At 74.4% G+C, this 14,104-nt stretch carries 10 protein-coding genes; all 10 read right to left on the minus strand.

The genetic code is table 11. The annotated features are described in order from the left end of the window. Positions 1–4: 4 nt before the first annotated feature. Positions 5–1,267, minus strand: coding sequence for a cell division protein FtsZ (gene ftsZ, locus AB0J52_RS09430; protein WP_500181103.1), 1,263 nt, complete (start codon positions 1,265–1,267; stop codon positions 5–7). A gap of 622 nt (positions 1,268–1,889) precedes the next feature. Next, the gene (locus AB0J52_RS09435; protein ID WP_500181104.1) at positions 1,890–2,708 is read right to left on the minus strand and encodes a cell division protein FtsQ/DivIB; all 819 of its coding nucleotides are present in this window, start codon (positions 2,706–2,708) and stop codon (positions 1,890–1,892) included. Positions 2,709–2,902: 194 nt separating this feature from the next. Continuing rightward, positions 2,903–4,336, minus strand: a complete 1,434-nt coding sequence (gene murC, locus AB0J52_RS09440; RefSeq protein ID WP_500181105.1) for a UDP-N-acetylmuramate--L-alanine ligase — start codon at positions 4,334–4,336, stop codon at positions 2,903–2,905. Continuing rightward, complete coding sequence (murG, locus tag AB0J52_RS09445; RefSeq protein WP_500181106.1) at positions 4,333–5,439, minus strand: undecaprenyldiphospho-muramoylpentapeptide beta-N-acetylglucosaminyltransferase; 1,107 nt, start codon at positions 5,437–5,439, stop codon at positions 4,333–4,335. Before murG ends, murC begins: the two co-directional genes overlap by 4 nt. 102 nt (positions 5,440–5,541) lie before the next feature. Further along, positions 5,542–6,828, minus strand: a complete 1,287-nt coding sequence (gene ftsW, locus AB0J52_RS09450; protein WP_500181107.1) for a putative lipid II flippase FtsW — start codon at positions 6,826–6,828, stop codon at positions 5,542–5,544. After that, on the minus strand, positions 6,825–8,222 hold the full coding sequence (gene murD, locus AB0J52_RS09455; RefSeq protein WP_500181108.1) for a UDP-N-acetylmuramoyl-L-alanine--D-glutamate ligase: 1,398 nt from the start codon (positions 8,220–8,222) through the stop codon (positions 6,825–6,827). The genes ftsW and murD overlap by 4 nt, the downstream gene beginning before the upstream one ends. Next, complete coding sequence (gene mraY, locus AB0J52_RS09460; protein WP_117359927.1) at positions 8,204–9,262, minus strand: phospho-N-acetylmuramoyl-pentapeptide-transferase; 1,059 nt, start codon at positions 9,260–9,262, stop codon at positions 8,204–8,206. Before mraY ends, murD begins: the two co-directional genes overlap by 19 nt. After that, the gene (locus tag AB0J52_RS09465) at positions 9,259–10,656 is read right to left on the minus strand and encodes a UDP-N-acetylmuramoyl-tripeptide--D-alanyl-D-alanine ligase (RefSeq protein ID WP_500181109.1); all 1,398 of its coding nucleotides are present in this window, start codon (positions 10,654–10,656) and stop codon (positions 9,259–9,261) included. Before AB0J52_RS09465 ends, mraY begins: the two co-directional genes overlap by 4 nt. Then, a complete protein-coding gene (locus AB0J52_RS09470; protein WP_500181110.1) occupies positions 10,653–12,257 on the minus strand; it encodes a UDP-N-acetylmuramoyl-L-alanyl-D-glutamate--2,6-diaminopimelate ligase in 1,605 nt (534 codons plus the stop codon). Before AB0J52_RS09470 ends, AB0J52_RS09465 begins: the two co-directional genes overlap by 4 nt. Before the next feature lie 93 nt (positions 12,258–12,350). After that, complete coding sequence (locus tag AB0J52_RS09475; RefSeq protein WP_500181111.1) at positions 12,351–14,069, minus strand: peptidoglycan D,D-transpeptidase FtsI family protein; 1,719 nt, start codon at positions 14,067–14,069, stop codon at positions 12,351–12,353. Positions 14,070–14,104 lie beyond the last annotated feature (35 nt).

Here is a 14,104-nt window from a genome sequence, read left to right on the forward strand (position 1 = left end):
GCTGTCATGGAACGTGGCGGGCGGGCACGCGCCGACCCTGGTGGGCGTCTGCGTGGGCGGGCTGCTGGTGCTGCGGACCGGACGGCTGGTGCCGCTCGGACCGGTCGAGCTGCGGCACGCCCTGGCCGGCCGCGCCGGGCTGGCCGAGGGCCGTCGCGGACTCGGCGGTGCGGCCGACGCGGCTCGGGATCGGGTTGGGGTTCGCGGCCGCCTGCGCGGGGGGCGCGGACTGCTGCGGGGCGGACGGGTTGGGGGTGTTCTGCCGGGCCGGAGGAACCCGCCGCGCGTCAGCCTCCGGCGCCGGCCTGGTAGGGCGGGCCTCTCCCTCGTCGAACCCCGCGGCGATCACGGTGACCCGCACCTCGTCGCCCAGCGCGTCGTCGATGACCGCGCCGAAGATGATGTTGGCGTCCGGGGCGGCGGCGTTGGACACCAGCTGCGCCGCCTCGTTGATCTCGAACAGGCCGAGGTCGGAGCCGCCGGAGATGGACAGCAGCACGCCGTGCGCGCCGTCGATGCTGGCCTCCAGCAGCGGGCTGGAGATCGCCATCTCGGCCGCGGCCACGCTGCGGTCGTCGCCGCGCGCCGAGCCGATGCCCATCAGCGCCGAGCCCGCGCCGGACATGACCGACTTGACGTCGGCGAAGTCCAGGTTGATCAGGCCGGGCGTGGTGATCAGGTCGGTGATGCCCTGGACACCGGACAGCAGCACCTGGTCGGCGGCCTTGAACGCGTCCAGCACGCTGACCTGGCGGTCGCTGATCGACAGCAGCCGGTCGTTCGGGATGACGATGAGGGTGTCGACCTCGTCGCGGAGTGTCTCTATTCCGGCTTCCGCCTGCATCGCGCGGCGTTTGCCCTCGAACGAGAACGGCCGGGTGACCACGCCGATGGTGAGCGCGCCGAGGGACCGGGCGATGTTCGCCACGACCGGCGCGCCGCCGGTGCCGGTGCCGCCGCCCTCCCCCGCGGTGACGAAGACCATGTCGGCGCCCTTGAGCACCTCCTCGATCTCCTCGCGGTGGTCCTCGGCGGCCTTGCGGCCGACGTCGGGGTTGGCCCCCGCGCCGAGGCCCCGGGTGAGCTCGCGGCCCACGTCGAGCTTGACGTCGGCGTCACTCATCAGCAGCGCCTGGGCGTCCGTGTTGATCGCGATGAACTCGACGCCCTTGAGTCCCTCCTCGATCATCCGGTTGACGGCGTTGACGCCGCCGCCGCCGATTCCGACGACCTTGATGACCGCGAGGTAGTTCTGCGGTGCTGCCACGACGAGGGGCCTTTCCGCTCGCTATCTAATCGAGTCTCGGGCGAGGGCCGGACCGGGCGCTGAGCCCGGCACAACCCTCACCCTCAACTTGAGGCTTACAGTTATGTCAACCTGATGACTGATACGGACAGTAGGGCGGGCAAACGGCCAGGGTCAACTAACCTCCCGCCAACCGCCCCGGCGTGTCGCGGTGCGCGGACTTGGCGAGAGTTGCCCTGGTTGGTACGTCCGGGCCCCGAACCCGCGCCCGGACCGGCGTCGAGCCGAGGCGGGACGGGTGCCGGGCCGCCGCCGGACGCCGCTGGTCGCTTGCCGATTCGTTGCCGGTCCCGTACTGCTCGATGTCGGTTCGGCGCCGGTCCGCACGGCCCGGCGCCGGGCCCGGAACCCGGCTCCGTGCCTGGTCCGCGCCCCACTCCGCTCCCAGCTTCCCCCATCGGGCCGTCCGAAGCGCTCCGACACACGGGGACCGCGCGTTCCCACGGCGCGACCCCGCGTGACCGACAACGCGACCACCAGCGCGTTCTGCGGAGCACGCGGCGGGACGGCAGGGCGGCATCGCGCTTCCTCGCCGCGGTCATCGGGAGAAGTGACAAGTGCCACGTCCGATGAAAGACGCCTGCTAGCGCGTGGTGACCACTTCGGGTGAGCTGACGTCGATCGTGTTGGCCGACCGTCCGGCGGGCGAACGGCGCAGCGCGTCCACCAGGCGGAGCTTCTCCTGCGTCCGCTCGTCCGAGCCCCACACGATCGTCAGGCCGTCGGCGAGGCGCAGCGTCACCGCCTCCGGCGACGCCGCCGACACCTCCGCGAGCTTGTGCCGCAGGGCGGCGGGCAGCTGCTGGACGACCCCCAGCGCCGCCAGGCTCGACGGGTCGGCCGGCCCCGGCGCGGCCACCACCAGCAGCGGCAGCCCGGCCGGACGCGTCGTCCCGTCGGCGACGGTGATCCCGGACCCGTCCAGCCGGTAGTACCGGCCGCCCCGGCTGACCACGGCGCGCGGCGTCCGCTCGGTGACCACGATCCGGACGGTGCCGGGCCAGCGCCGCTCGACCTTCGCCGACGCCACCTCGCGCAGCCGCCGGACGCGGTCGCGGACCGCGCCAGTGTCCAGGCGCGCCATGGGCGAGCCGAGCGAGATCCCGGCGGCGGCCTCCACCCGGTCGCGCGGCGCGAGGTGGTTCCCGGCCACCTCCACGTGCCGGACGACCAGCAGCTTCGAGCCGAGCAGCACCCATCCGGCCGCGGCCAGCAGGCCCACGACCAGCAGGGTCACGAACGCGGCCTTCCACCGGTTCGGGCGGCGCCGGCCGGACGGGCGGCGGGCCGGGGGCCGCCCGGGGACGGGCCCGTCGGGAGCCGGCTGCCCGCCGTCCTCCCCGTCCCGTCCTCGCGCGTCGCCGCCGTGCACCGTGTGCCGCCTCGTCCCCGCCTCGGTCATGCCCTCAAGGATGGCCGCCGGACGCCCGGAAGCCACGGACCCACGCCGCGCCCCCGCTCCCCCGGGGCCCGTCGTCCGGGGCCGTCGCCCGGTCTCCGGCCTGCTCCCCCGCCCGGTCCCGGCCCGTCGTCCGACGTCCGGTCTCCGGCCTGCTCTCCGGCCCGGCCTCCGGGGCCGGTCCGTCCGCCGCCGGGTCAGGCGCCCGCCAGCCGCTCCAGGATCACCGGGCCCAGTCTGGTCACGTCGCCCGCGCCCAGCGTGATCACGATGTCGCCCGGCCGGGCCAGCCCCGCCACGACGTCCGGGACCTCGTCGAACACCGGCGCGTACACGGTCTCGACGGCCGCCGGAACACGGTCGGCGATCAGCTTCCCGGTGACGCCGGGCTCGGGGTCCTCGCGCGCGCCGTAGACGTCCAGGACCACCGCGACGTCGGCCAGGCCGAGGGCCTCGCCGAACTCGGCCGCGAAGAACCGGGTGCGGCTGTACAGGTGCGGCTGGAAGACCGCGACGATGCGTCCCCGCCCGCGCCACTCGCCGGCCCGGTCGTCCAGGTAGTCGCGGGTGGCCGACAGGTCGGCGGTCAGCTCGGTCGGGTGGTGGGCGTAGCTGTCGAACACCTCGACGGCCACCGCCTCGCCCTTGCGCTCCAGCCGCCGCATCGCGCCGCCGAACCCGGCCAGCCCCGCGCGGACGGCCGCCAGGTCGAGGCCGAGCGCGTGCGCCACGGCGACGACGGCGGCCGCGTTGAGCGAGTTGTGCCGTCCGGGGACGTTGAGGACGACCTCGCCGAGCCCCTCGGCCGCGCCCTCCAGCACGAACCGGGAGCCGAGGCCCCGCGGCGTGAAGCCGGTGACCCGCAGGTCGGCGTCGGCCGCCTCGCCGTAGGTCAGGACGCGCAGGCCGCGCCCGCGCGCCAGCTCGGCCAGCCCGCGCGCGACCGGGTCGTCGGCGCCGGCGACGACCGCGCCGCCGTCCTCGACCCGCCCGACGAACTTGGCGAACAGCTCCTTGACCTGCTCGAAGCCGCCGTAGTTGTCCAGGTGGTCGGCCTCGACATTGGTCACCACCGCGACGTTCGGGGTGTACATCAGGAACGAGCCGTCGCTCTCGTCGGCCTCCGCGACGAAGACCTCGCCGGTGCCCTCGTCCGCGCCGAGCCCGGTCGTCACCAGCTGGCCGCCGATGCAGTACGACGGGTCGGCCCCGGCGTGCTGCAGCGCGACCGTCAGCATGGACGTGGTGGTGGTCTTACCGTGCGTCCCGGCGACGGCGACCGCGCGGCGGCCCGCCATCAGAGAGGCCAGCGCCGCCGACCGGTGCAGGACGCGCAGCCCCCGCTCGCGGGCGGCGGCCAGCTCGGGGTTGCTCTCCCGGATCGCCGAGGACACCACGACGGTCTCGGCGTCCCCGAGGTGGGACGCGTCGTGCCCGACGTACACCTTCGCGCCGAGCCCGGCGAGCTGGCCGAGCAGCTCGGAGTCCCTGGCGTCGCTGCCGGAGACGGTGATGCCGCGCTTCAGCATGATGCGGGCGATGCCCGACATGCCGGCGCCGCCGATCGCGATGAAGTGGACCCGGCCGAGCTCGGCGGCGGGGACCACCGCGCTCGGGTCGACCAGGCTCATCGGCCCTGCCCCTGCTGGTGCGCGGCGCGGACGACGTCGTAGACCATCCGGGCGAGCGCCACGTCGGCGTCCCGGCGGCCCATCCGGCCGGCGGCCTCGGACATGTTCGCCACCCGGGCCGGGTCGCGCAGGATCGGGATCAGGTGCCCGGCGATCCACTCGGGGCTGAGCTCGGCGTCGTCCACCAGCAGGCCGCCGCCGTTCTGCACGATCGGCTCGGCGTTCAGCCGCTGCTCGCCGTTGCCGATCGGCAGCGGCACGTACACCGCGGGCAGCGCCACGGCCGACAGCTCGGCGCAGGTCATCGCGCCCGCCCGGCACATGGCCATGTCGGCGGCGGCGTAGGCCAGGTCCATCCGGTCGCAGTAGGGGATGGTGACGTACTGCGGGCCGCCGGCCGGGGCGGGGTCGGGCACCTCGGTGTTCTTCGGGCCGACGATGTGCAGCACCTGGATGCCGGCGGCGCGGAAGGCGGGCGCGGCGGCGACGGCGTTGCGGTTCAGCGACCGGGCGCCCTGCGACCCGCCGAAGATCAGCAGGGTGGGCAGCTCCGGCAGCAGGCCGAAGTAGGAGCGCGCCTTGTCGCCCATCGCCATCCGGTCCAGGTTGGCGATGTCGCGGCGCAGCGGGATGCCGACGAACCTGGCGTTCGGCAGCGGCGAGTCGTGGTGCGAGACCGCGACGTGGTCGGTGAAGCGCGCGCCGAGCTTGTTGGCCAGGCCGGGCTTGGGGTTGGCCTCGTGCACGATGATCGGCACCTTGCGCTTGCGCGCCGCCAGGTAGCCGGGGGTCGCGACGTAGCCGCCGAAGCCGACCAGCACGTCCGCCTGCGTCTGGTCCAGCACGCCGGCGGCGGCGTTGATCGCGCCGCGCAGCCGGCCGGGGACCGACAGCAGCTGCGGGGTCAGCGTGCGGGGCAGCGGCACCGGGGGGATCAGGGCGAGTTCGTAGCCGCGCTGCGGGACCAGCCGGGTCTCCAGGCCGCGCTCGGTGCCGAGGCAGACGATCCCGGTGTTCGGGTCGTGGCGGCGCAGCGCGTCGGCGAGGGCCAGTGCGGGCTCGATGTGTCCGGCGGTGCCGCCGCCGGCCAGGACAACCCTCATGCTCGTCTACAACTCCTCAGCGTGTCCTCAGCGGGTTCGGTCCGCGGGTGTGAGCGTCGTGCGGCCGGGGCGACCCCCGCCCCCGTCCGGATGTTCGTCGTGTCAGGACCCGCGCGGCCCGAGTCCTAGCCAGCTTAGGGCCCGGGACAGCGGTCCGGGGCCGCGTGCCGCGAGCGCCTGCCGGGCGCCGGGCTCGCGCTTGGCGAACGCGAGCAGCATCCCGAGCGCGATCAGTGTGGGGATGAGGGCCGATCCGCCGTAGGAGACCAGGGGCAGCGGGATGCCTGTGATGGGAAGCACACCGATGACCGCGCCGATGTTCACGATGGCCTGCACCACCAGCCAGGCGGTCGCGCCCGCGGCGGCGAGCCGGGTGAACGGGTCCTTCACGCGGCGGGCGACGCGCAACCCGGCGTAGGTCAGCAGCCCGAACAGGCCGAGCACCACCAGCGTCCCGACCAGCCCGAACTCCTCACCGATGATCGCGAAGATGAAGTCGGTCTCGGCGTGCGGCAGGAAGTCCCACTTGGCCCGCCCCTCCCCCAGCCCGGTGCCGGTCAGGCCGCCGGACGCCAGCGCGTACAGGCCCTGGGTGCCCTGGTAGTTGAAGGTGAGCTGGTTGCCGGACTGGTCCAGGAAGCCGGTGAGCCGCTGCATCCGGTACGGCTCGACCACGATGAGGATCGCCACCAGCAGGCCGACCAGCCCGGCGATGCCGACGAACAGCCGGCCGGGCGCGCCCACCACCCACAGCAGCGCCAGGAAGATGGTGAGCAGCACCAGCGTGGTGCCGAGGTCGTTGCCGAGCATGACCAGCAGCACCAGCAGGCCCGCGCCGGGCAGCAGCGGCATCAGCAGCGGCCGCCACTCGGTGAGCTGCCCGAGCCGCTCCTTGCGGGCGAGCAGGTCCGCGCCCCACAGCACCAGGCCGAGCTTGGCGGGCTCGGACGGCTGGATCTGGATGGGGCCGAGGCTGATCCAGCGGGTCGCGCCGCCCGCCGCACGGCCGAGCCCCGGCACCAGCACCAGCGCGAGCGCGCCGACCGACAGCAGCAGCATCGGGAACGCCAGCGCCCGGAAGCCCTTGAGCGGCAGCCGGGACGCCGCCCACATGCAGGGCAGGCCGATCGCCATCCACATGGCCTGCTTCTGGACCAGCGTGTACGCCGAGCCGGTCTCCTGGAGTTGCTTGACGCTGGAGGCCGACAGGACCATCGTCAGGCCGAGCGCGAGCAGCATCACCGTGCAGCCCAGCACCAGGTAGTAGGAGGTGAGGGGCCGGTCGAGCAGCCCGACCGCGGCGGCGACCTGCTCGCGCGGCCGGGGCCGCGCCGGCCGGCCGCCGCCGGTCTCGTCCTGGTCCCGCTCCGCGGCGGGGGCCGTGCTCATGCCCGCGCTGCGAGCCGCCGGACCGCTTCGGCGAACGCGTCGCCGCGCGCGCCGTAACTGGTGAACATGTCGAAGGAGGCCCCCGCCGGGGCGAGCAGCACGGTGTCGCCGGGCCTGGCGAGGGCGGCGGCGCGGGTCACGACTCGGTCCATCGCCCCAGTGTCGGTGTCCGGAACGTCCACCACGGGGACATCCGGCGCGTGTCGCGCGAGTGCTTCGGCGATCCGCGCGCGGTCCCGGCCGATCAGCACCGCGGCGCGCAGCCGGTCGCCGCAGGACGCGACCAGGTCGTCCACGTCCGCGCCCTTCAGCAGGCCGCCCGCGATCCACACCGCCGACCGGCAGGCCGCGAGCGAGGACGCGGCGGCGTGCGGGTTGGTGGCCTTGGAGTCGTCCACGTAGTCGACGCCGTCCACGGTCGCGACGTGCGCGATGCGGTGCGGATCGGGCACGAAGGCCCGCAGGCCCTCCCGGACGGCCTCGGGCGGCACGCCGAAGGCGCGGGCCAGGGCCGCCGCCGCGAGGGCGTTGGCGACGTTGTGCGGCGCGAACGGCCGGACGTCGGCCAGCTCGGCGAGTTCGGCGGCGGACGTGCGCGGATCGTCCACGAACGCCCGGTCGACCAGCAGCTCCTCGACCACGCCGAGCTGACCGGGCGCGGGGACTCCGAGCGTGAAGGCCTTGGCGTCCGGCGGCCCGAGCCGGCTGGAGACCGGGTCGTCGGCGTTCACGACGGCGACCGAGCCCGGCGCGAAGATCTTGCCCTTGGCCTCGGCGTACGCGTCGAAGGTGCCGTGCCAGTCGATGTGGTCGGGCGCGACGTTCAGCACCGCCGACGCCAGCGGCCGGACGCTGGACGACCAGTGCAGCTGGTAGCTGGACAGCTCCACCGCCAGCACGTCGTGCTTCTCCAGCACCGCCTCGACGATGGGCGTGCCGACGTTCCCGACCGCGACCGCGTCGTGCCCGGCGGCGGCGAGGACGCACGTCAGCATCCGCACGCACGTGGTCTTGCCGTTGGTGCCGGTGAGCGCGAGCCAGGGGGCCGCGTCCGCCGGACGCAGCCGCCACGCGAGCTCGACCTCGCCGTAGATCTCGATCCCGGCCGCCGCGGCCGCCGCGAGCAGCGGGACGTCCGGCTTCCAGCCGGGCGAGGTGACGACCAGCTCGGTCCCCTCGGGGAGGGTGTCGCCGTCCCCGAGCCGCGCGGTCACCCCGGCGGCCCGGAGCTCGGCGGCCTGCTCGCGGGACGCCTCGTCGTCGCGGGCGTCCACGATCGTCACGTGCGCGCCGCGCCCGGCCAGCACCCGCGCCGCGGCCCGCCCGGAGACGCCGAGGCCCGCGACGACGACCCGCCGCCCCTCGTAGGACTCGGTCACTTCTTCGGCATCCATTCCAGGTAGAACAGGCCGAGGCCGATCGCGGTGAACAGCGCCGACATCAGCCAGAACCGGACGACGATCGTGGTCTCCGCCCACCCCGACAGCTCGAAGTGGTGCTGGAGCGGCGCCATCTTGAACACCCGCTTCTTGGTCATCTTGAACCCGCCGACCTGGATGATCACCGACAGCGTGATCATCACGATCAGGCCGCACAGCACGCCCAGCAGGAACTGGGTGCGGGTGAGGATCGCCAGGCCGACCAGCACGCCGCCGAGCGCGAGCGAGCCGGTGTCGCCCATGAACACCTTCGCCGGGGGCGCGTTCCACCACAGGAAGCCGAACACGCCGCCGAGCACCGCGGCCGCGACGACCGCGAGGTCGAGCGGGTCGCGGACGTTGTAGCAGTTCGGCGCGAGCGCGAACTCGCAGGCGTTGCGCAGCTGCCAGTTGCCGATCAGCACGTAGGCGGCCAGCACCATCGCGCACGGGCCGGCGGCCAGGCCGTCCAGGCCGTCGGTGAGGTTCACGCCGTTGGAGGTCGCCGCGATCAGCAGCAGCGCCCAGATGACGAACGGCACCGCGCCGATCGCCGGGCCGAAGTCGCGCAGGAACGACAGGTGCGCGTCGGCCGGCGTGACGTCCAGGTGGTTCGGGAAGTTCAGCGACCCGACCGCGAACACCACCCCGACCAGGATGATGCCGATCATCTTGGCGCCCGAGCGCAGCCCGAGGCTGCGCTGCTTGAACACCTTGATGTAGTCGTCCACGAAGCCGACCGCGCCGAGCCCGGTCATCAGGAACAGCGCCAGGCCGCCCGAGACCGTCGGGCTGGTGCCGGTCAGCAGGTGCGCCGCGCCGTACCCGACGAGCGACCCGACGACGAACACCGTGCCGCCCATCGTGGGCGTGCCGCGCTTCTTCAGGTGGGCCTCGGGGCCCTCCTGCCGGATCATCTGGCCGTAGCCGAGCCGGTTCACGATCCGGATCCACACCGGCGTGCCGACCATGCCGAACAGCAGGGCGACCCCGGCGGCGATGATGATGTTGGTCATGCCCGGGCACCCCCCGAGAGCAGCGCCTCGGCGACCCGCTCCAGGCCCGTCACGCGGGAGCCCTTCACCAGTACGACGTCCTGCGGCCGGAGCCGCTCGCTGAGCGCGGAAACCGCCGCGCCGACGTCATCCACCTGTACCAACTCTCCCGTCCATGCCGCCACCTGGGCGGCCCCTTCGGCCACCGCGGCCGCGGCGCCGCCCACGACCACGAGGCCGGCGACGCCGCTGCGCGCGACATGCTGCCCGATCTTGACGTGTTCCGCGACCGAGGAGTCGCCGAGCTCGGCCATCTCGCCCAGCACGGCGAAGGCCCGGCGGCCGCGCGCCAGGTGCGTGAGCACCTCGATCGCGGCGCGGGTCGACTCCGGGTTGGCGTTGTACGCGTCGTTGATCACCGTCACGCCGTCGGCGCGGTCGGCGACCTCCATCCGCCACCGGCTGCGCGGCCCGGCCGCCGACAGCGCGTCCGCGACCTGCCCGGCCGGCATCCCGGCGGCGCGCGCGACCGCCGCGGCGGCCAGCGCGTTCGGGACCATGTGCGCGCCCGCCAGGCGCAGCGCCACCGGCGCCTCGCCCTCGGGCGTGACCAGGGTGAACCGGGGGCGGCCGGCGTCGTCGAGCGACTCGTCCACGGCCCGGACGACCGCCCGCGCGCTGCGGCCGAAGGCGACCACGCGCGCCTCGGTGCGGGACTCCATCGCCGCCACCAGCGGGTCGTCGGCGTTCAGCACGGCGGTGCCGGACGCGGGCAGCGCCTCGACCATCTCGCCCTTGGCCAGCGCCACGGCCTCCCGGCTGCCGAACTCGCCCAGGTGCGCCGACCCGACGTTCAGCACCACGCCGATCCGCGGCCGCGCGATGCGGCACAGGTAGGCGATGTGGCCGACGCCGCGGGCGCCCATCTCCAGCACCAGGTGCCGGGTCGCCCCGTCGGCGCGCAGCGCGGTCAGCGGCAGCCCGATCTCGTTGTTGAACGACCCGACCGGCGCGATCGTCGGGCCGGACCGCTCGATCACCTGGGCGATCAGGTCCTTGGTGGACGTCTTGCCCGCCGAGCCGGTGATCCCGGTGACGACGGCGTCCGGCAGTTCGGCCAGCACGCCGGCCGCGAGCAGCCCGAGCGCCTCCTGGACGTCCGGGACGACCACGGCCGGCCCGTCCACCGGGCGGGCCGCCAGGACGGCGCTCGCGCCCGCGGCGAACGCCACCGGGGCGAAGTCGTGCCCGTCGGCCCGCGCGCCCGGCAGCGCCGCGAACAGCGCGCCGGGGCCGGCCTCCCGGGAGTCGATCACCACGGGCCCCCGCACCACCGGCTCCGGGCCGTCCGGCGGGAGGCCGGTCACGACGCCGCGGGTGAGCTCGGCGATCCTCGACAGCGGAAGTGGGATCACGCCTGCGTTCCGTCCCCTCTCACGTCCTGCCCGTTCGACGCGCCGGCCCCCTCCGGGGTTCGCCGGGCGCCCCGCTCGCGGTCCCGCGCGCGGTCCTGCTGCGCGCGGATCGCCGCGCGGACCACCCGCCGGTCGTCGAACGGATGTACCTCACCGGCCACGTACTGGCCCTGCTCGTGGCCCTTGCCCGCGACGACCACGACGTCGCCGCGGCGGGCCCGGCCGATCGCCAGCGCGATGGCGGCCGCGCGGTCGGGCTCGACCACGATGTGCGCGCGCTCGGACTGCGGGACCTTGAGCCCGCCCTCGACCATAGCGGCGAGGATGCCGAGGGGGTCCTCCGACCTCGGGTTGTCGTCGGTGAAATACGCCATGTCGGCCAGCCGCGCCGCGGCCTCGCCCATCAGCGGGCGCTTGCCCCGGTCCCGGTCGCCGCCGCAGCCGAGCACGATCGTCAGCCGGCCCTCGGTGACCTTCCGCAGGGACGTCAGGACGGCCTCGACCGCGCCGGGCTTGTGCGAGTAGTCCACCAGCGCGACGTACTCCTGGCCCTCGTCCACGCGCTCCAGGCGGCCCGGGACGCCGGTCAGCGACGCGACGCCGCGCACCGCCACCGGCAGCGTGAGCCCCGCCTCCACGAGCGCCACGATCGCGCCGAGCGCGTTCGCCACATTGAACGGGCCGGGGAGCTGCACCGCCGCGTCGGCCTCGATGCCGCCCGGGCCGAGGACGCGGAAGACGCTGCCGTCCGCGCCGATCCGCACGTCCACCGCGCGCCAGTCGGCCGCCGGGTCGCCGGTCGCCGAGAACGTCGTGGTCGGGACGGTCGCGATCGTCAGCAGCTCGCGGCCGTACTCGTCGTCCAGGTTCACCACGCCGACCCGGCTGTAGCCCGGCGTGAACAGCTTCGCCTTGGCCAGGAAGTAGTCCCGCATCGTCGGGTGGTAGTCCAGGTGGTCCTGGGACAGGTTGTTGAAGATCGCGACGTCGTACCGGGCGCCGCCGACCCGGGCCTGCTCCAGCGCGTGGCTGGACACCTCCATCGCCGCCGCGCCCACGCCCTGCTCGCGCATCATCGCGAACAGCGCGTGCAGGTCGGTCGACTCGGGCGTGGTCAGCTCGCCGGGCACGGTCTCGTCGCCGACCCGGATCTCCACGCCGCCGATCAGGCCGGTGGTGATCCCCGCCGCGCGCAGGCCCGCGTCCAGCAGGAACGTCGTGGTGGTCTTCCCGCTGGTGCCGGTCACCCCGATCAGGGTCAGGTCGCGGACCGGCGCGCCGTACACCCAGGACGCCGCCTTGCCGAGCACCGCCCGCGGCTCGTCCACCACCAGCACGGGGAGCCCGGCGGCCTCGGCCCGCTCGCGGCCCGCCGGGTCGGTCAGGATCGCCGCGGCGCCCTTCTGGGCGGCCTGGGCGGCGAACTGCGCACCATGGGCGCGCGCGCCCGGGAGCGCCGCGTAGACGTCGCCGGGCAGCACCGCGCGCGAGTCGTGGGTGATCCCCGACACGGTCGTCGCGGACCACTCGGCCGCGGCCGGAAGGCCCAGCGTCGACGCGAGGCCGGTCAGCGGACGGGCCGGGTTGGAGGTCGGGCGCATGGCGTGTCTCTCAGTGCGGGCCGGATCCGGATGCCGGCGGGTATGCGGGGTCAACGGTGCGGTGGTCACGGCGGGTCAGGGTACTCGCTGCGCTCAGTCGTCGGCGTAGATCTTGAGCGACGGCGCCCTGCTCCCGCTCGGCGGGACCTTGCGGCTCTGCAGAGCGAAGTTCATCACGTCCCGGAACACCGGCGCGGCCACATCGCCGCCGTAGTGGCTGCCGGAGCTCGGGTGCTGCAGCACCACCTGGACGACCAGCTGCGGCGCCTCGGCCGGGGCGAACCCGGCGAACGAGGCGGTGTAGCCGCCGTCCTCGTAGGTCCCGGTGCTCGGGTTGACGATCTGCGCGGTGCCGGTCTTGCCCGCCACCCGGTAGCCGGGGATCTGGGCCTTCGGCGCGGTGCCGTCCTTGGTGGTGACGCCCTCCAGCATGTCCCGGATCTGCTCCGCCGTCCGCGCGCTGACCACCCGCTTCTGCGCGGGCGCGGCGGCGGGCGTGAACGCGCCGTCGTCGCCGGTGGTGCCGGCGACCAGGTTCGGCGCCACCCGCACGCCGCCGTTGGCGATCGTCGCGTAGACGCTCGCCATCTGCAGCGCGTTCACCGACAGCGACTGGCCGAACGCGATCGGGAACCGGTCGGTGCCCGACCACTGGCTCGGCGGACGCAGCTGCCCGGCGGTCTCGCCGGGCAGCCCGACGCCGGTCCGCTGCCCGAACCCGAAGTCGCGCAGGAACTTGTAGAGCGTGTCCTGGTCGATGCGCTCGCTGGCGAGGATCGTCCCGACGTTGCTGGACTTGGCCAGCACGCCCGTGAAGGTCAGCCGCTCGGTCCGGTGCTGCTCGGAGTCGTGGAACGTCCGGTCGTACCTGCGGACGCTGTAGGGCACCGTGAACGGCGTCTGCGGGGTCACCCCGCCGCGCTCCAGCGCCGCCGCCGCCGTCACGACCTTGCCCGTGCTGCCCGGCTCGTAGGCCTCCTGGACGAGGGGGCTGCCCCACCGCCGCCAGTTGGACTTGCCGTAGTCGTTGGGGTCGTAGCCCGGCGCGGACGCCATCGCCAGCAGCTGGCCGTTGCGCGGGTCCATCACGATCACGCTGCCGCTGCGCGCGCCGGTCGCCTTCACCTGCGCCTCGATCGCCTGCTGCGCCTTGTACTGGACGTCGCGCATCAGTGTCAGCCGGACGCCCTTGCCGGGCACCGGCGGGCGCTTCTGGTCCTCGCCCATCGGGATGTGCTGGCCGTCCGGGCTGATCTCGATCCGCTGCCACCCGGCGCGCCCGGCGAGCTGCCTGTTCAGCGAGTACTCCAGGCCCGCGCCGCCGCGCCCCTCGGCGTTGACGAACCCGATCACGCCGGCGGCGAGCGAGTCGTTCGGGTACTCGCGCCGGTACTCCGGATAGGTGCCGATGCCGAGGAACTTCATGCCCGTCACCAGGCGCGCCTGCTCGGGCCGGACGCCGTGGGCGAGCACCTCGTACCGGCTGCTCGTCCGCGCGAGCTGCTTCATGACGGCGGCCTGGTCGAGCCCGAGCATCGGCGCCAGGGCGGCCGCGATCGGCTGCCGCTTCTCCGGCTTGATGACGCCCGGGTCGGCGTAGACCAGCCGCGCCTCGACCGTCATCGCGAGCGGGTTGCCCTGCGCGTCGGTGATGTCGCCGCGCACGGCGGGCAGGTCGATCTTGCGGAGCCGCTGCTCCAGCGCCCGCGCGGTGTAGTGGCCCGACTCGATGGTCTGGAGCTGGACGAGCCGCCCCGCGAACAGCGACAGCACGAAGGCGACCGCGAGCAGGCCCGCGTTCAGCCGCTTCATCGGGTCGCGGCGGCGGAACGGGACCCGGATCCGGC

The sequence above is a fragment of the Spirillospora sp. NPDC049652 genome, from assembly GCF_040675125.1.
Lineage (GTDB): Bacteria > Actinomycetota > Actinomycetes > Streptosporangiales > Streptosporangiaceae > Spirillospora.

What these genes read in the sequence shown, in the direction of transcription:
- AB0J52_RS09435 (WP_500181104.1), bottom strand. Translation starts at nt 2,708, where the DNA reads ATGACCGAGGCGGGGACGAGGCGGCACACGGTGCACGGCGGCGACGCG.
- murC (WP_500181105.1), bottom strand. Translation starts at nt 4,336, where the DNA reads ATGAGCCTGGTCGACCCGAGCGCGGTGGTCCCCGCCGCCGAGCTCGGC.
- murG (WP_500181106.1), bottom strand. Translation starts at nt 5,439, where the DNA reads ATGAGGGTTGTCCTGGCCGGCGGCGGCACCGCCGGACACATCGAGCCC.
- ftsW (WP_500181107.1), bottom strand. Translation starts at nt 6,828, where the DNA reads ATGAGCACGGCCCCCGCCGCGGAGCGGGACCAGGACGAGACCGGCGGC.
- murD (WP_500181108.1), bottom strand. Translation starts at nt 8,222, where the DNA reads ATGGATGCCGAAGAAGTGACCGAGTCCTACGAGGGGCGGCGGGTCGTC.
- mraY (WP_117359927.1), bottom strand. Translation starts at nt 9,262, where the DNA reads ATGACCAACATCATCATCGCCGCCGGGGTCGCCCTGCTGTTCGGCATG.
- AB0J52_RS09470 (WP_500181110.1), bottom strand. Translation starts at nt 12,257, where the DNA reads ATGCGCCCGACCTCCAACCCGGCCCGTCCGCTGACCGGCCTCGCGTCG.
- AB0J52_RS09475 (WP_500181111.1), bottom strand. Translation starts at nt 14,069, where the DNA reads ATGAAGCGGCTGAACGCGGGCCTGCTCGCGGTCGCCTTCGTGCTGTCG.